The organism is Actinomadura gamaensis, assembly GCF_042652125.1.
In the GTDB taxonomy this organism is placed as follows: domain Bacteria; phylum Actinomycetota; class Actinomycetes; order Streptosporangiales; family Streptosporangiaceae; genus Spirillospora; species Spirillospora gamaensis.
Map to the genome: position 1 here is coordinate 451553 of NZ_JBHSIT010000005.1, position 16646 is coordinate 468198.

The window sequence follows — 16646 nt, forward strand, 5'->3', positions numbered from 1 at the left end:
CCCGGCGAGGTCCTGACCGCCGGGCCGCGAGCCGTGTGGTGACCGGCGGGAGGCCACCACACGCGGGACGGGTCAGGTGCCCGCGATCCAGCTTCCGTGCAGGCCGAGCGGAATCCGGCTCGGCAGGTGGATCCGGGCGATCGGCTTCCCGGTGAAGTCCTGCGCCGAGAGGATCACCAGGTCCGAGGCGTTGCGGTCGGGGTTGTGCACGTACGACATCACGTAGCCGTCGTCTTCGCCGCGGGCGTCGCCGCGCGGGACGAAAACGGGCTCGCTCGCGCTGGCGTGCCGCGGGAACTGGTGGAACTGCGAGCGGCCGGTACCGAGGTCGTGCTTGACCAGGCCGTTGCTGAACGCCGAGTCCGGCGTCGAGCCGTGCCCGTACGCCTTCAGGAAGTCGGCGGTCGCGGCGGTGTAGCCGTACCTGTGCTTGCGGCCGACCCGCGCGTCCGGAACGCGGGGGAACTCCTGCGGACGGTCGTCCAGCCGGGTGCGCCGGACGGTGCCGCGGGCCCGGTCGATCGTCCAGCGCACCAGCGAGGGCGGCGCGCTCGTCGACAGCCGGTCGGCGCTGAACGGCGCGGGGAACTCCACGAAGTCGACCACGATGTCGCCGCCGTCGTCGTAGGCGTTGAGCGTGTGCGAGATGTAGGACGCCGGCACCGTGATCCAGGTGACCGGGCCGCCCGCCCGCGGGAAGCAGCCGACCCGGTTGGGGCGCTTCTCGTCCCACACCCACGGGATCTTCTGCCCGTGCTTCATCGCGTCCAGGTCGAACAGGATCGGCTGGTCGTACAGCACGACGTACTTCTCGGTGAGGCCGAAGTCGTGCATCAGCAGCGTCCCGCCCATGGGGATCTTGCGGCTCGCCTTCACCTTGCCGGCCGCGCTGACCACGACGTACTGCACGTAGTCGGTGCTCTCGTCGTAGCTCACCGAGTGCAGCTCTCCGGTGTCCGGGTCGAGCTTGGTGTGCGCCGACATCGTCCCGGCCCACGTGCCGTCGAAGTCGCACGGCCCGACGGTGTACAGCTCGTTGGTGAGTTCCTGCGGGCGGGCGGTGCCCTCCTGGAGCGCGAGGGTCTTGCCGCGAAACCCGATCACGTTGATGTTCGAGGGGAAGTCGGTCTCGGCGGGGACTCCGCGCACCGGTTCGCCGAGCTTCTCGGCGGTCCCCTTGGCGCGGACCCAGCGGCTGCGGTACCACTCGGCCTTGCCGTCGCGTAGCTGGACGCCGTGAACCATCCCGTCGCCGGCGAGCCAGTGATGGGCGACCGGGTCCTCCAGTCCCAGCACGTTCGGGCCGTTGCGGAGCAGGCGTCCGGTCAGGTCCCGGGGAATCGTGCCGCTGACCGGCAGGTCGAACGCGGTCACCTCGAAGGGCACCGGCGCGAACTCGCCTTCGAGGAAGGGATCGCCGCCGCTGGATCCGCGCGGTGCGGCGGCCGCCGGCGGGGCCGCGCCCGCCCGCGCCGCCGTGCCGACCGCGACCGCCGTGCCGGCGGCGAGGCCCGCGGCCAGTGCGTGCCGGCGGGAGAACTGCTGGAACATCGTTCAACACCTCCGTAGGGGGACGAGACAAGACGTCTCGTTCCACGCGAGGCTAGGCGCGAGCGGGCGTCCCGGTCAAGACGAGTCGTCTCGTTCCAGGTATCATCGCTGGCCATGACCACCGAATCGGCGAACCCGCGCTACCGGAGTGAGCGCTCCCACCAGGCGATCCTCGACGCCGCGCTGAAACTGTGCCTGGAGCAGGGGTTCGCGAAGACGAGCGTCGACGCCATCGCCAAGGAGGCGGGCGTGGGCAAGCAGACGATCTACCGGTGGTGGCCGTCCAAGGCCGCGGTGCTCGTGGAGGCGATCGACCGGGCGAGCGCGCCGTCCGTCGACTTCCCCGAGACCGGCGACGTCCTCGCCGATCTGCGCCACCACATGGTCGCCGTCGCGCGGTACTTCGGGACGGACCAGTCCTCGACCTACCGGGAGATCATCGGAGCCGCGCAGTCCGATCCGAACACCGCGCAGGCGATCCTCGCCACGCTGGTCGGCCCCCGCGTCGAGGGCTGCCGGCGGCGGCTGGAGCGCGCACGGCAGCAGGGCGAGATCCGGCCCGACGCCGCGCTGGACGACGTCGTCGAACTCCTCTACGCCCCCCTCTACTACCGCCTGCTCCTGGGCACCCGCCCCGTCACGCCCGACCAGGTCGAGACCATCCTGGACCTCCTCTTCGACGGCCTCCGCCCCCGAAACCCGACCGCCCCGGACGCGACCACCGACGCATGAGCGCCGAAGGCTCCACCCGTCCGTCCGGACGGAACCAATCCCGAGGCGACCGGACGGCTGGACGGGTTACGTTCGCGGGGTGGTGTCACGTTCGTCATCGATGCGCAGGGCGACCTGCGGCTGGCGCCGCGCCGAAGCGAGTACGTGGAATGCGCCGGTGGCGGCCCGGTGCTGAGCCCGCGGTCGAACTCCGGCCGTCTGGAACTGGGGAGGGGGCGTCACACCGTGAGGCCGTCCTCGACCACGGCGCGGGCGACCTCGTGGAGGCGCCGGCAGTGGTTGCGGCTGTAGCGGCGCAGGCGGTCGAAGGCAGCGTCGATCCCGATGCCTTCGCGGGCGGCCACGACCCCTTTGGCCTGCTCGATGACGATGCGCGAGTCCAGCGCGTGCTGGAGTTGCGCGACGGTCATGCGGGCCTGCTGGTGGCCGTGGGTCTCGCGGGCGAGGGCGAGGACGAGCGCGGTCCAGGCGCGCTGGTCGCGGCTCAGGTCGGTCGAGGACGGCGTCCCGAGATCCTGGACGGCGCGGGTGATGGCCGTGACGTCCTCGGCGTGGTGCAGCGCGCCGACGACGCGTCCGGCCTCGTCGCGCAGCGCCGTGGTGACCGGGAGCCACACGCGCGGGACGAACTCCTTGCGGGTGCCGCTGGTGAGGATGTCACCGGCGGGGATGTCGTAGCGCTGGAGCGGCAACTGGTCGCGTCCGCCTTCGCGGAAGACCCGTTCGAACGACGCGCTGAGCGTCGCCACGCCATCGGCGCGGGGATCGTCGGGATTGTCGGGGAACGCCTCGAACAGCGGGGTTCCGACCAGCTCTTCGTAGCTGCGGGAAGTGGCCTTCAGATACGCGGGGTTCACATCGCGGATCACCACGTCGGTGTCGATGACCAGCAACGGCGCGTCCGAAACCCGGAATGCCTCGGCGCGCCGGTGTTCTTTGAGAATCGAGTTCATGCGGCACCTCCGAACGCGGCGGCACGTCAGCTGACTCGGCGATTGACATCTGCACGACGAACTTGATCCGACCCGGGGTTATCCAGCCTAGAAGGATCCGGCGCGGCCGGTCGACCGCAGGTGGAAAACGGGCCTTTCAAAACCCCGCGCTCCAGCTCCGCGTAGCGAGGGTGCGAGAGAGGGATTCACTCTGCCGGACGCCGCGCTGTGATGCTTTGACGTGCGGCTTTGCGCAATGCGCAAGGCCGAGGCGGGCTCGGCGGCGACGGACGGAGACCCCGGCCCGATCTTTCGATTGGTGCTCGCCGGAAAACCGGCCGGCCTCTGTGACATTACGGGGGTTACGGACGCTCCTCTAAAGGAGGCGTCGCGCTCGGCGGCTTCGGTCGGCGGGTCGCGGGATGGTGCGGCTGTGGTAAAGCCGCAGGGAAGGCAGAATTGGTGAAGTCGAGGTGCGGGAGAAGCCGCCGGCTCGGGCCGTGGATCCGGCCCCGACGCGGACACCCGGTGCGAAAACGGCTGGCCAGGGCTAAACTGCGAGTCGTGTCGGCCCGGGGGCCGCAACGGCGGCCCCGAGCCCTTCGAGTGAGGCGAGCAGCCGCCTCATGAGGTCGGTAGGCGTGTCGGGATTGTGGTTGACGCACCGGCACCTGCCGGACGGGGTCACTCTGATCGCGGTGGCCGGCGTGTGCGACTCGCGCAACGCCGGGCACCTGGCCCGCTACCTCCACGGCGTCCGGCGCAGCCCGGAGGAGCAGCTCGTGCTGGACCTGACCGAGGTCACCCGCATCGACGGCAGCGGCCTGCGCGTGCTCATCGACGCCCACCTGGACGCGCTCTCCCACCACGCCGCCGTGCGCCTCGCCGCGGTGGGAAGCGGGATCGCCGAGGCGCTGGACGGCGTCCCGGCGGAAGCCCGAATGCCGCTGCACCCCACGGTCGAGGACGCCCTGACCGCCGCCCTGTCCGCCGACCCTCCGAAGCCCCCCGCCCCCCAACCCTGACCGCCCACCCGTCAGCCACGCGCGCGAGGCGAGCGGTGCGGGGTGATTTGGCGGGGTTGGTGGGATCTGGGTCTGGTGGGGAGAGCGGGCCGGTTCAGGGTGTTCCGCCTCGTGGGGTCTGGGTTCACAGCAGTGACTACGGGGCGTGGAGCACTGTCGTGGTCACGTCCGCGTGGCCGCGGAGCGGGGTCGTCGCAGGTGCGGTGGGACGCGTCAGGAGCCGGGAGTGAGGCGGCCGTTCTGTTCCAGGTAGGGCTGGACGCCGGGGCCGAGCGCGGTGACGAAGTCGACGTCCTGGCGGGTCGTGCCGGGACGTCCGTCCGCGAGCCGGCTCAGGACGAGCGCGAAGTGGACCGTCCCCCAGGCGGGCACGCCGGTGAGGTGCAGGAGGAAGTCGTCGGGGTCGTCCGCGCCCACGGTGTAGGGGAACCGTGCGGCGGCGCCCTCCCTGCCGGTCGAGGGGTCGCGCGCCGGCCGGCGCGGCGACGGGCCGCCACCTGGTGCGCGGAGTCCCGCCGTCCTCGGGGGGCGACGTAGGGCGGCGAGCCGATCACCTGCGAGGTCGCGGGGGCGCCCAGTTCGGCGGCGGCCTTGGCGATGCCGAAGTCGACGACCTTCACCTCGCCGTCCGGCGTGACCATGATGTTGTCCGGCTTGACGTCGCGGTGGACCACGCCCGCGCGGTGCGCGGCGGCGAGCGCGTCGCAGGTCTGGACGGCCCAGCGGAGCGCGAGCGGCAGCGGCGGCGGCCCCTCGGCCAGCACAGCGCCGAGCGTCCGGCCTTCCAGCAGTTCCATCACCAGATAGAGGACGGGACGCCGCTCGTGCACCGCCTGCCCGAGGTCGTGCACGACGACGATGTGCCGGTGCCGCAGCGCCCCGGCGGTGCGGGCCTCGCGGACGAACCGGGCGCGGTCCGCCGGGCCGGTGCGGGCGGGCAGCATGAGCTTCACCGCGACGTCCCGGCCGAGGACGGTGTCGGTCGCCCGCCACACCTCGCCGAACCCGCCCGCGCCGAGCGGCTCGCGCAGGACCAGCCGGTCCGCGATCACTTCTCCGGGACGCATCCCCGCCTCCTCGACCGCCATACCGGGACCGCTGTTCCCATGGGCCACAACGGCCTCGACGGATCCGGCGGGACAATCCTGACAAGAACGCGGACGCTGCGCCAATGACCCCGTTTATCCCTCGACCGCGCCGTCCTCGCGGCGAAGGCGCCCCGGGGCGAACGCGATCTCAACCTCGTCCGGGCGCGACGAGCCGGGAAAATCCGGCGTCGCCGCGCCGGCCGCGGCTCACCTGCGACGTTGCAGGTGAACCGCAGGGAGCGGGCCGGTATCGGCCGGTGGCCCGCACCGCTGCGCGAACGGTGACCGAGCGTCCATCGGCGTGGAACTTTCCGGTATTCGAGGACGGCTCCATTTCGCCGGGCGCGGCGATGCCGTCTCATCTTTTGCCCGCCGTCGGCCGGCCGTCGCTGGGACGCGGGGTGGCGCAGGGCTAGAGTGAATGAGGCGGCTTCGGAAAGGCAGGGTGGATGTCGTGAGTGGCGGCGCGTTCCGTGATCTCCCCGACCCCGCGGGGGGCGCGGGCGGACGTCGGGACGGAGCCGACCCCCGCGCCCGCGTCGAGGTCGAGCGGCGGGACGGCTGCACGGTCGCCCGGGTGGAGGGCGAGATCGACTACCGCACCGCCCCCGGCGTCCGCGAGAGCCTGCTCCAGGCGGTGCGGGACGACCGGCCGCGGTGCATGGTCGTCGATCTCGACCGCGTCGACTTCTTCGACTCGTCCGGGCTGGGCACGCTGGTCGCGGTCTGGAAGGCGGCGCAGCTCCAGGGCGGACGGCTGGTGATCGCCCGGGCCACGGGCCGCTGCCGCCACGTCCTGAAGATCACCGGCGTCGACCGGCGCATCCCCGTCGTCGAGACCCTGCCCGAGGCCCTCGCCCACGCCACCCTTCCGCCGCCCGACCCGGACTCCAGCGCGGCCGAAGGGCCGCCCGAACCCGTCCGCTGACCCCTCGGTCCTGAACGGGCCGCGGACACAGCGTGCCAGCCCGTCCGGGCGAGCGTGCGTGCCCGGCGTCGCAGCGCCTCTCCCGGACGGTCCCGGTTCGCGGGTCGCCCGGTTACCGGGAGGCCTTCTCGTACTCCTTGTCCTTGCCGTGCTTGGCGCCCCGCGAGTTCTTGGAGCCGGAGCCGGAACCGGAACCCGAGTCCCGCTTGGCCTTCTCGCCGTCGCCGGACCTGCCCTCCTCCTTCAGCGCCTCCTCGTGGGTCTTGACGACCTCGCTGTCGCGGATCTCGCCGCGCCAGCCCTCGACGTCGTCCGGATGGGTCAGCGTCTGCGTCATCACGTGGCGGCGGAAGTGCTTGAGCTCCAGCCGGACGCGGCGTCCCTGCGCGCGCCAGATGTTGCCGGTCCGCTCGAACAGGCCCTGCGGGTGGTACTCGAGGACGACCAGGACGCGGGTCAGGTTCGGCGCGAGCTCGTGGAAGCTGATGGTGCCGTCCACGTGGCCCTTCGCGCCCTTCGAGCGCCAGACGATGTGCTCGTCCGGGACCTGCTCGACGATCGTCGCCTCCCAGCTCCGCTTGGACCAGAAGATCTTCGCCTGCCAGTTCAGCTTCTCGTCGTCCGCCTGGTCCACGCTGATGACCTTCTTCATGAAGGACGGGAACTCCTGGAACTGCGTGAACTGGTCGTAGACCAGGCGGCGCGGCGCACCGATGTCGACGTGCTCGATGATGCTGGTGACCTTCACCTTCTTGCCGCCGCCGCCCTTGCCGCCGCCCTTCTTCAGCAGGCCGCCGACGGAGTCCTTGAGCCGCCCGAACACGCCCTTGGCCTGCTCGGCCGGCTTGCCGGAGTCGCCGCCGTCCTTCTTCTCGCCCTTGGCGGCGTCGGTGGCCTTGGCGTTCTGCTTCTCGCCGGAGGTACCGCCGCCGGAGCGGCCGCCGCCGGCCTGCTGCTCGTTGGACTCGTCCTCGCCGCGGCCGTTGCGGCGGCTGAGCGCGCGTCCGGCGGCTGCCGCCGCGCCCGCGCCGAGCAGCAGGCCGCCCGCCGTGCCGAGCGCCTTGCCGCCGGGGACGCCGCTCGGCAGGTTCTGGACGACGCCGCCCAGCCCGCCGCGCCTGCGCCCGCCGATCGGGAGCCGCTTGCCGATCTTGCCGATGGGCACCGGGCCCACCTTGGTTCCGCTTCGCATGGTGCGTTCCTCCGCACGTGTCGATGGTGGGGTTCGGATCACGAGGCCCGGACGACCTCGCCGTCATGGATCTCGCCGCGCCAGCCCTCGACCCCCTCGGGGGCGGTCAGCGCGCGGGACATGACGTGCCGCCGGAAGTGCTTGAGCTCCAGCCGGACCCGGCGGCCCTGCGCGCGCCACAGGTTGCCGGTCCGCTCGAACAGCCCGCCGGGGCGGTATTCCAGGACGAGCAGGACGCGGGTGAGGTCCGGGGCCAGCTCGTGGAAGCTGACCGTCCCGTCCACCCGTCCCTTCGCGGCCTGCGACCGCCAGGCGATGTGCCGGTCCGGGACCTGCTCGACGATCGTCGACCGCCAGCTCCGCCGGGACCAGAAGATCTTCGCCTGCCAGTTCAGCTTCTCGTCGGACTCCTGGACGACGCTCTCGACCTTCTTCATGAAGGACGGGAAGTCCTCGAACCGCGTCCACTGGTCGTAGACCAGCCGGCAGGGCGCGCCGACGTCGATCTGCTCGACGATGTTGGTCATCTTCCCGCGCCCGCCACCGCCGCCGAACAGCCGCTTGAGCGTCTCCTTCAGCGCCGTCCACCCGGCGCTGAGCACCGCCCGCGCCGCGGACTTCCCGTCGTACAGCGCCCGCGCTCCGGCGAGCGCCGCCTTGACCATGGGGCCGCCGTTCTCGGCCCGCACCGTCAGCCGCCGGACGGAGCGGTCGAGCTTCGCCTCGTACCGGGCGACGACCCGGCCGGTGATCCGGCGGGCGGCGCGGCCGGCGGCGTGCGCGGCGAGGAGACCCGCCGCGCCGACGGCCAGTCCCGTCCGGAAGTTCATGTCCTCGTCACCTCGCCGTCCACTTGGAGTCGCGCGGCGGGCTACCCGCATAAGAACGGACAAAACAGACCGCAGGCCAGGCCGGACGGACGCCCCGCCGCTCCCGCCGACGCGGCCCGGCAGGGCACTCCCGTGCCGCGGCTACCGACGGCGGAAGCCCCGCCGATCCGGAGGCGCCGTCAGCCCGGTGTTCTCAGTGGGGACGCGTCGTCAGGACGACTGGCCGGCGGTGTCGAGGCCGGACGCGTCCGCCGGCACGGGTTCGGACGGCACGGGTTCGGACGGCACGGACGCCGCCGGGACGGCGTCGCTCAACCCGAGGTTGAGGTGCTCGACGTGGTACAGCGCCTGGTCGAGCAGCGCGGCGACGTGGTCGTCGTACAGGGCGTACACCACCGAGCGGCCCCGGCGGGTGCCCACGACCAGGCCGAGGTTGCGCAGCAGCCGGAGCTGGTGGGAGCAGGCGGACTGCTCCATGCCGACCTCGGCGGCCAGCTCGGTGGCGGGCAGCGGGCCCTCGCGCAGCCGGGCGAGGATCAGCAGCCGGGACGGGGTGGCCAGCGCCTGGAGCGTGGTGGCCACCCGGGCGGCGCCCGCGGCGTCCAGCCGCGTGCGCGGCGTCCCACCGGACGGTTGCGGCGCTCCATGACCCATGCGGCCATGCTACGCCGGGACGGACGCATGAATTCATGTTCATGTATTCCTGCTATCGTGGCGGACTCCCGCATTCATCCCCGACCGCCCTTATGTGGAGGACCGCGCCCGATGTCTTCGACCCTGACCCGTCCGGCGCCGCCCGCCGCGGCCGAGGCCGTGGCGCCGCGGCGTCGTACCCGGATCCTGGCGCTGCCCGAGGCCCGGTGGGCGGCGGTCGCGCTGCTGCTGTTCGCCATCGGCCTGCCGGTCTACCTGCTGGACGGCCCGGCCTGGGCCTGGGGCGCGCTGTTCGCCGCCACCTACGCCACCGGCGGATGGGAGCCGGGCTGGGAGGGGGTGAAGGCGCTCAAGGACCGCACCCTGGACGTGGACCTGCTGATGGTCGTCGCGGCGCTGGGCGCGGCGGCGATCGGCCAGGTCCTGGACGGCGCGCTGCTCATCGTCATCTTCGCCACGTCCGGCGCGCTGGAGGCCGTCGCCACCGCCCGTACCGCCGACTCGGTGCGCGGCCTGCTCGACCTGGCCCCCGCGACCGCCACCCGCCTGGCCGACGACGGGACCGAGGACGCCGTCCCCACCGACCGGCTGGCCGTCGGCGACGTGATCCTCGTGCGGCCCGGCGAGCGGGTCGGCGCCGACGGCCGCGTCCTGTCCGGGGCGGGCGAGGTCGACCAGGCGACCATCACCGGCGAGCCGCTGCCGGTCGCCAAGGGGCCCGGCGACGAGGTGTTCGCCGGGACGCTCAACGGCACCGGCGCGCTGCGGGTGAAGGTCGAGCGCGACCCGTCCGACTCGGTCATCGCGCGCATCGTGGCGATGGTGGAGGAGGCGTCGGAGACCAAGGCCCCGACCCAGCTGTTCATCGAGAAGGTCGAGCAGCGCTACAGCGTCGGGATGGTCGCGGCGACGCTCGCGGTGTTCGCCGTCCCGCTCGCCTTCGGCGCGGACCTGACCGCCTCGCTGCTGCGCGCGATGACCTTCATGATCGTCGCCTCGCCGTGCGCGGTCGTCCTGGCCACCATGCCGCCGCTGCTGTCGGCCATCGCCAACGCCGGACGCCACGGCGTGCTCGTCAAGTCGGCGGTGGTGATGGAGCGGCTCGGGCAGGCCGACCGGGTCGCCCTCGACAAGACCGGCACGCTTACCGAAGGCGTCCCGCAGGTCGCCGACATCGTCCCGCTCGAATCATCGGGGCTGTCGGAGGACGACCTGCTGGCGCTCGCGGCGGCGGCCGAGCATCCGAGCGAGCACCCGCTGGCGCGCGCCGTCGTGGAGGCGGCCCGCTCCCGTGGTCTGCGCGTCCCGGTCGCGTCCGGCTTCGCCTCCACTCCCGGCGTCGGCGTCATCGCCAGCGTCGGCGGACACCGCGTCGCGGTCGGCAGCCCCACCCGCCTGCACACCACCGCCCCCGCCGCCGCCGAGGCCGAGGCTTTCGCTGGCGATGCCGCCGCCGAGGCCGAGGCCGTCGCTGCCGCTGCTGAGTTGGCGGGACGGCTGGAAGAGCAGGGCCGAACCGCCGTGCTGGTCGAGATCGACGGAACTCCGGCCGGCGTGCTCGGCATCACCGACCGGCTGCGTCCGGACGCCGCCGCGACCGTCGCCGCGCTGACCGTCCTGACCGGAACCCGTCCGATCCTGGTCACCGGCGACAACCCGCGCGCCGCCGCGCGGCTGGCCGCCGAGACGGGCATCGGCGACGTCCGCGCGGGCCTGCTGCCGCACGACAAGGTCGCGGCCGTCCGGGAGCTGGAACGCTCCGGTCACCGGGTCCTGGTCGTCGGGGACGGCGTGAACGACGCGCCCGCGCTCGCCGCCGCCCACACCGGCCTGGCCATGGGACGCGCCGGATCCGACCTGGCGCTGGAGACCGCCGACGCGGTCATCGTCCGCGACGAGCTGGCCACCGTCCCGGCCGTCGTCGGCCTGTCGCGCCGGGCGCGCCGCCTGGTCGTCCAGAACCTGGCCATCGCCGCCGCGTTCATCACCGTCCTGGTCATCTGGGACCTGGTGGGCACGCTGCCGCTCCCGCTCGGCGTCGCCGGGCACGAGGGCTCCACCGTCATCGTCGGCCTCAACGGCCTGCGCCTCCTTGCCGAAGGAGCCTGGCGCCGCGCCGCCCCGCGAGCGGTGGAGGCCGCACCATCCGGCACCCGCGCGGACGCCCGCGTCTAATCGAACTTCGCCTGCACTCGGGTTCCGGCGCGCCCGTCCACGAGGGCGACCGCATCGCTCAGGGCGCCGATCGCGGCGAAGGCGCCGGGCCGGTGCTCGGCGAAGCGGCAGGCGGCCTCGGCCTTGGGAGCCATGGAACCGGCGGGCAGGTCCAGGGCGCGCAGCTCGGCGGGTGTCGCCCGCCGCACCGGAGCGGCCCGCGGGGTGCCGAAGCCGCGCATCACCGCGGACACGTCGGTGAGCATCAGCAGCGCGTCCGCGTCGAGCCGCTCGGCCAGCAGCGCGGCGGTCAGGTCCTTGTCCACGACCGCCTCGACGCCGGACGGGCCGTCCGGCGTCATCACGACCGGCGTGCCGCCGCCGCCCGCCGCGACCACCACGCAGCCGTCGCCGAGCAGCCGCCGGAGCGTCGGGAGCTCGGGCACGTCGCGCGGTTCGGGGGAGGGCACCACCCGCCGCCAGGCCGAGCCGTCCGGGCACAGCGTCCAGCCGCGCTCGTCGCGCAGGCCCGCGGCGTCGCGCTCGCCGTACCCGCGTCCGACGAACTTGGTCGGACGGTCGAACGCCGGATCATCGGCGTCCACGACGATCTCGGTCAGCAGACCGGCCACCTCCCGCCGCGGCCGGGCGTGCCGCAGCTCCCGGACCAGCCAGTAACCGATCATGCCCTGCGTCTCGGCGCCGAGGACGTCGAGCGGGTAGGGCTCGGCCAGCTGCGGGTCCTCGGCGCTCTCGACCGCCAGCAGCCCGACCTGCGGCCCGTTGCCGTGCGCGACGAGGACCTCGTGCGCGTCGAGCAGCGGGGCGAGCGACGACACCGCCTCGCGCACGTGGGACGCCTGGATCCGCGCGTCCGGCCGTTCGGTCCGGCGCAGCAGCGCGTTGCCGCCGAGCGCGATGACGAGTCTCATCCGTCCTCCCGGAATCTCACCGGAACCCGCCCGACCGTCCTGGGCCGGGCCCGCTCATGCCTTTCTACTCGCCTCGCCCCGACCACCCCGACGGCCGCGACCGTCGGGCACGGCTCCCCGTCCCGGTCCGGCGGCGGCTCAGCGGTACTGCGCGTGGTCGATGGAGAAGCGGAAGAAGTCGCCGTCGTGCCAGTCGGTCGTGCCATGGCCCCAGCCCGCTCGGGCCAGCGCCGGGACGGTGAAGCCGCCGAAGGTGCGTTCCTGCCGGACGCGCACCCCGAACACGTGCTCGCCGTAGCCGTCCCCGCCGGGATCGCCCCAGCGCGGCGTGGTCACCGACACCAGCGTCCCGCACGGATGCACGGTGAGCGTCACGGGATGGACGCCCGGATCGACCGAGACGTGCGCGATCGCCCGTAGCTGGTCGACCTCTTCCCACTGGATCGCCGGGGACAGCGCCGCCGCCGGCGCGAGGACGAACTCGGCCGCGAGCCGCCCGGCCGCGCTGCGCGACACGTCCGGGCCGGACGCCGAGAGGAGCGGGAGCCGGCCGAGCATCCGCCAGCGCATCTCGCCTCGCCCGTCCCGGTACCGGTCGAACCCGGTGACGGGCAGGCCCGCCAGCCGCGCGGTCGCCGTCCAGACGAACCCCTGGAACGGCTTGAGGACCTGCTCGGCCTCGAACGGCCACCAGCGTCCGCCGATCCGGATCCGGCCGTGCATCGCCAGGTGCGCCGCGCTGAGCAACGGCGTCCCCGGAGCGATGGCGTGCAGAAGCCAGCGCCGGGCTGCGGTCGGGAGCCGCTGGGCGTGTTCCGGCGTGAACAACCCGACCGGTCCGCTCGGCGCGGCGAGCCGAGCCCAGTCGTCCAGCGCGTCCCCGCTGAGCCGAGGCGTCCGGAACGGAGCCTCGCCCGAGGACGGCGCCAGAGGCCGCGTCGCTGCTTCGCGCATACCTCCACCCTGCGCTGGCGACGCCCGGCGGAAGAGAGGCGAAGGACCCGTCCGCGCCCGCCGTTAGGCCATTCCATGCGGGAACGGACGTGCCTCTGACGGGAAGGTCGGGCTAGCGTCGCCTCCATGAGCGATCATCTTCCCCTTGGCGAGGAGCAGGCCGGGGGCGGCAGCGCCGGGACGGTCACGGGTGCGGACGAGGACGGGCCGGGCGGTTCGTTCGACTATGACGCCGAGTTGCGGCTGCACAACGAACACTTCCGGGCCGCCGCCCGCGTCGGGCCGCGCGACCGGGTGCTCGACATCGGCTGCGGCACCGGGCAGACCACGCGGGAGGCCGCGGCCGTCGCCGTCGAGGGAAACGCGGTGGGCGTCGACATCTCGGAGCGGATGCTCGAACGAGCGCGCCGGATCACTGACGAGCTGGGATTCTCCAACATCACGTACGAGCAGGCGGACGCCCAGGCGCACCGCTTCCCGCCGTCGCATTTCGACCTGTGCATCAGCAGGTTCGGGACGATGTTCTTCGCCGATCCGCACGCCGCGTTCAGCAACATCGGACGGGCCCTGCGTCCCGGAGCGCGGCTGGTCCTGTTGGTGTGGCAGAGCTCCGACCGCAATGAATGGGCGTCCGCGATCCAGCAGGCATTGAGCGCCGAGCCGTCCGCGCCTACCGCTCCGGCGAGCGGCCCGGATCCGTTCTCGCTCGCGAATCCGGCCGTCACCGAAGGCGTCCTGACAGGGGCGGGCTTCACGGACGTCGGCTTCACCGACGTGCACGAGCCCGTCTACTACGGCCCGGACGCCGCATCAGCCTTCGACGCGGTGGGCCATCTGTGGCAGGTCAAGGAGTCGCTCACCGGCCTCGACGCCGCGACGGCCGAGCAGAGGCGTGCGCGCCTGCGCGCCGTCCTCGCCGCGCACGACACCGGCGACGGCGTGTACTTCGACTCCCGCGCCTGGATCGTCACCGCCCGTCGCCCCTGACCCGCCTGAACGGACGTTCCGGTCGGTAGCCTCAAGAACGTGGTCTTCCCTTCCGCGCTCTTCGACCTCCAGCCGTACGCGGGGTTCGACATGGACCGGTACGTCCGGCGGACGTATTGCAGCTGGGAGAACGCCGGGTGGCGGTCCCTGCTGGTCCAGCGGTTCGAGCACGTGCCGGTGGTCGAGGACATGGCCCTGCCCGGCACGGCCGACCTCCATCTGGTGCTGCCGGTCGGGGGACGGGCGGTCCTGCGGACGCGCAGCGGGGGCCGGACGAGCCGAACCGTGTGGGAGCCGGGACGGCTCGCGCTCGGCGTCCCGGACCAGCCGGTCGTCCGCGGCTACCACGCCGACGGGGCCATGCGGAGCGTGCAGGTCCACATCCCGCGCGGCACCGTCGAGGCGACCGCCGGGCGGCTGGGCGGCACCGCGCCCGACTACGAGGCCATGGCGGAGTCCCTCGCCGCGGGTGACCCGCTGGTCGAGGAGGCCGTCCGGACGATCGACGCCATGGGCGCGGCCGACGACCTGTACGCCGAGTCCGCGGCCGCCTTCCTGGCCGTCCACCTGCTCACCCGGCACGCCGGGCTGGCGGCCCCCCGGACGCCGGCGCGCGAGGACGCCCGCGTCCGCGCCGCCGTCGCGATGATGCGCGAGCGGCTGGCCGACCCGATCACCCTCGCCGACATCGCGGACGAGGTGCACCTCAGCGTCTACCACCTCGTCCGCGTCTTCAGGGACGCGACGGGGACGACCCCGTACCGCCACCTCACCCGGCTGCGGATCGAGGAGGCGAAACGCCTGCTGCGCGGCACCGGCCTGCCGATCGCCCGGATCGCGGCGCGCTGCGGCTTCGGCAGTCCGGGCGCCCTGTCGACCGCGTTCGTGCGGCACACCGGGATGCGTCCGTCCGCGTACCGCAATTCCTGACCGCTACGCCGCAACCTCGCGCATGGGATCGGCGCCGGGCGCGTTCCTAGGGTTTCGGTCATGACCGACGTTCGTACGGACGATGCGGTGAAGCTCCCGGAAGTCGAGCCGTTCACCGTCCACGTCCCCGAGGACGACCTGGAAGATCTGCGCGCCCGCCTGGAGCGCGTCCGGCTGCCCGAGCGCGAGACCGTGCCGGACGCGTCGCAGGGCATCGAGCGCGAGCGCCTGACGGCCTTGCTGGACGCGTGGCGCGAGCACGACTGGCGTGCGCGGGAGGCCCGGTGGAACGCGATCCCGCTGTACCGCGTGCTTCTCGACGGCCTGCGCATCGCGTTCTGGCACGTCCGCTCGCCGGAGCCGGGCGCGCTGCCGCTGCTGCTCACGCACGGCTGGCCCGGCTCGATGCTGGAGTTCGAGGACGTCATCGGACCGCTCACCGATCCGGTCGCCCACGGCGGATCGGCGCGCGACGCGTTCCACGTCGTCGTCCCGTCGCTGCCGGGGTTCGGTTTCAGCGACCGTCCGCGCGAGCCGGGCTGGAACCCGGGACGCGTCGCACGGGCCTGGGCCGAGCTGATGACCGTTCTCGGATATGACCGGTTCGGTGCGCACGGCGGGGATTGGGGTGCTTACGTCAGCACCGAGCTGGCGCGGCTGGCACCCGACCGCGTCCGCGGTCTGCACCTGACGATGCCGCTGGCCTCTCCGCTGCCTGAGGACCGTGCCTCCGCCGATCCGGCGGAGCGGCGCATGCTGGAGCGCCGCGATCACCACATGGCGGACGGCTACGGCTTCGGCCTGCTGATGGGCACCCGTCCGCAGACGCTCGGCTACTCCCTCGTCGACTCGCCCGCGGGACTGGCCGCCTGGCTGGGGAAGAAGTTCGCCGCCTACTCCGACACCCGGCCGGAGGCCGGTGGCGGCGTGAGCGTGGCGCAGCAGATCGACGGCATCGCCCTGTACTGGCTGACCGGAACCGGGGCGTCGTCGTCCCGCTGGTACTGGGAGGCGATGCGGTGGGTGCCGCGTAGCGCGGAGGAGGAGAACGCCCTGCCCGTGACCGTCCCCACCGCCTGCTCGCTGTTCCCGGCCGACCCCTGGCCGACCGCGCGCCGCTGGGCCGCGCGGCGCTACCGCGACCTGCGCTCGTGGCACGAGCTCGACCGGGGCGGCCACTTCCCGGGACTGGAGCAACCGTCCCTCCTGGCGTCGGAGATCCGCGACGCCTTCCGCCGCACCCGCCCCGCCGCGTCCTCTCCCGAGGCCTCGCGGCCCTCCGATCGGAGCCACTGATGCCCGCTTACGACGTGACCGTCTCCACGACGGCCCCTCCGGACGTCGTCTGGAAACTTCTCCTCGACGCCGGGACCTGGCCGACCTGGTCACCGGTGGACGCGCTCGTCCGCGAACGCTCGCTCGGCCTCTCCTCCGACGGCCGCGACGGCGTCGGGACCGTCCGCGCCTACCGCACCGGCCGGACGGTGACGACCGAGCGCCTGACCGAACTCCGCGAGGAACGCCTTTTCGCCTACGAGGGCGTCCACGCCGCGGCCTTGCGCAACTACCGCGCCCGGATCGAGCTCCACCGGGAACCGGACGGCGGCACCCGCATCCGCTGGCACGGCGAGTACGAGGCGTCCTGGCCGGCGAGCTGGTTCCTGCCGCGCTACATGCGCAAGTTCATGGCGAGGATGGCCCAGGGCCTGGCGTCGCACGCCGCCGCACTCCACGACCGGACCGTGAACTGACCTCCG

General features: G+C 73.2%; 17 protein-coding genes. 8 read left to right on the plus strand and 9 right to left on the minus strand.

The features are described from left to right. Positions 1 to 72: 72 nt before the first annotated feature. Positions 73 to 1551: a carotenoid oxygenase family protein gene (locus ACFPCY_RS19750; protein WP_378257172.1), complete on the minus strand. Its 1479-nt coding sequence runs from the start codon at positions 1549 to 1551 to the stop codon at positions 73 to 75. A 114-nt stretch (positions 1552 to 1665) separates the two neighbouring features. Between ACFPCY_RS19750 and ACFPCY_RS19755 the strand changes: the two genes are divergently transcribed. Further along, complete coding sequence (locus ACFPCY_RS19755; protein ID WP_378257174.1) at positions 1666 to 2283, plus strand: TetR/AcrR family transcriptional regulator; 618 nt, start codon at positions 1666 to 1668, stop codon at positions 2281 to 2283. A gap of 218 nt (positions 2284 to 2501) precedes the next feature. On the opposite strand, the gene ACFPCY_RS19760 is transcribed toward ACFPCY_RS19755, so the two are convergent. After that, a complete protein-coding gene (locus tag ACFPCY_RS19760) occupies positions 2502 to 3236 on the minus strand; it encodes an ANTAR domain-containing protein (protein ID WP_378257175.1) in 735 nt (244 codons plus the stop codon). A 635-nt stretch (positions 3237 to 3871) separates the two neighbouring features. Between ACFPCY_RS19760 and ACFPCY_RS19765 the strand changes: the two genes are divergently transcribed. Then, positions 3872 to 4240 carry an STAS domain-containing protein gene (locus ACFPCY_RS19765; protein WP_378257177.1) on the plus strand — a complete coding sequence of 123 codons (369 nt, stop codon included), beginning with the start codon at positions 3872 to 3874 and terminating at the stop codon, positions 4238 to 4240. A gap of 213 nt (positions 4241 to 4453) precedes the next feature. On the opposite strand, the gene ACFPCY_RS19770 is transcribed toward ACFPCY_RS19765, so the two are convergent. Both ACFPCY_RS19770 and ACFPCY_RS19775 read right to left on the minus strand, forming a co-directional pair. After that, a complete protein-coding gene (locus ACFPCY_RS19770) occupies positions 4454 to 4612 on the minus strand; it encodes a hypothetical protein (protein WP_378257179.1) in 159 nt (52 codons plus the stop codon). Beyond that, positions 4573 to 5307: a serine/threonine-protein kinase gene (locus ACFPCY_RS19775; RefSeq protein WP_378257181.1), complete on the minus strand. Its 735-nt coding sequence runs from the start codon at positions 5305 to 5307 to the stop codon at positions 4573 to 4575. The genes ACFPCY_RS19770 and ACFPCY_RS19775 overlap by 40 nt, the downstream gene beginning before the upstream one ends. Positions 5308 to 5782: 475 nt before the next feature. Between ACFPCY_RS19775 and ACFPCY_RS19780 the strand changes: the two genes are divergently transcribed. Further along, positions 5783 to 6256, plus strand: a complete 474-nt coding sequence (locus tag ACFPCY_RS19780; protein WP_378257183.1) for an STAS domain-containing protein — start codon at positions 5783 to 5785, stop codon at positions 6254 to 6256. A 112-nt stretch (positions 6257 to 6368) separates the two neighbouring features. On the opposite strand, the gene ACFPCY_RS19785 is transcribed toward ACFPCY_RS19780, so the two are convergent. The 3 genes from ACFPCY_RS19785 to ACFPCY_RS19795 all read right to left on the minus strand — a co-directional run bounded on the left by ACFPCY_RS19785 (position 6369) and on the right by ACFPCY_RS19795 (position 8932). Continuing rightward, positions 6369 to 7448: an SRPBCC family protein gene (locus tag ACFPCY_RS19785; protein WP_378257185.1), complete on the minus strand. Its 1080-nt coding sequence runs from the start codon at positions 7446 to 7448 to the stop codon at positions 6369 to 6371. 38 nt (positions 7449 to 7486) lie between these two features. Continuing rightward, on the minus strand, positions 7487 to 8278 hold the full coding sequence (locus ACFPCY_RS19790; protein ID WP_378257186.1) for an SRPBCC family protein: 792 nt from the start codon (positions 8276 to 8278) through the stop codon (positions 7487 to 7489). Positions 8279 to 8488: 210 nt separating this feature from the next. Continuing rightward, positions 8489 to 8932, minus strand: a complete 444-nt coding sequence (locus ACFPCY_RS19795; RefSeq protein WP_378257188.1) for an ArsR/SmtB family transcription factor — start codon at positions 8930 to 8932, stop codon at positions 8489 to 8491. Between the two features lie 111 nt (positions 8933 to 9043). Between ACFPCY_RS19795 and ACFPCY_RS19800 the strand changes: the two genes are divergently transcribed. Next, positions 9044 to 11107 (plus strand): heavy metal translocating P-type ATPase, encoded by a 2064-nt coding sequence (locus ACFPCY_RS19800; protein ID WP_378257189.1) that lies wholly within the window; start codon positions 9044 to 9046, stop codon positions 11105 to 11107. Here the strand turns inward: ACFPCY_RS19800 and ACFPCY_RS19805 are convergent. Together ACFPCY_RS19805 and ACFPCY_RS19810 are read right to left on the minus strand one after the other, a co-directional pair. After that, positions 11104 to 12018 carry a carbamate kinase gene (locus ACFPCY_RS19805; RefSeq protein WP_378257190.1) on the minus strand — a complete coding sequence of 305 codons (915 nt, stop codon included), beginning with the start codon at positions 12016 to 12018 and terminating at the stop codon, positions 11104 to 11106. The two genes, ACFPCY_RS19800 and ACFPCY_RS19805, sit on opposite strands and share 4 nt — an antisense overlap. A 138-nt stretch (positions 12019 to 12156) precedes the next feature. After that, the gene (locus ACFPCY_RS19810; protein ID WP_378257191.1) at positions 12157 to 12972 is read right to left on the minus strand and encodes a DUF6544 family protein; all 816 of its coding nucleotides are present in this window, start codon (positions 12970 to 12972) and stop codon (positions 12157 to 12159) included. Between the two features lie 126 nt (positions 12973 to 13098). Here ACFPCY_RS19810 and ACFPCY_RS19815 point away from each other — a divergent pair, with 126 nt between their 5' ends. The 4 genes from ACFPCY_RS19815 to ACFPCY_RS19830 are packed head-to-tail and all read left to right on the plus strand — an operon-like array spanning position 13099 to position 16640. Further along, positions 13099 to 13959 carry a class I SAM-dependent methyltransferase gene (locus ACFPCY_RS19815; RefSeq protein WP_378257193.1) on the plus strand — a complete coding sequence of 287 codons (861 nt, stop codon included), beginning with the start codon at positions 13099 to 13101 and terminating at the stop codon, positions 13957 to 13959. Positions 13960 to 13998: 39 nt separating this feature from the next. Continuing rightward, positions 13999 to 14889 carry a helix-turn-helix domain-containing protein gene (locus ACFPCY_RS19820; RefSeq protein WP_378257195.1) on the plus strand — a complete coding sequence of 297 codons (891 nt, stop codon included), beginning with the start codon at positions 13999 to 14001 and terminating at the stop codon, positions 14887 to 14889. 60 nt (positions 14890 to 14949) lie between these two features. After that, a complete protein-coding gene (locus ACFPCY_RS19825; RefSeq protein WP_378257196.1) occupies positions 14950 to 16185 on the plus strand; it encodes an epoxide hydrolase family protein in 1236 nt (411 codons plus the stop codon). After that, positions 16185 to 16640 (plus strand): SRPBCC family protein, encoded by a 456-nt coding sequence (locus tag ACFPCY_RS19830; RefSeq protein ID WP_378257198.1) that lies wholly within the window; start codon positions 16185 to 16187, stop codon positions 16638 to 16640. Before ACFPCY_RS19825 ends, ACFPCY_RS19830 begins: the two co-directional genes overlap by 1 nt. The last annotated feature ends 6 nt before the right edge of the window (positions 16641 to 16646 follow it).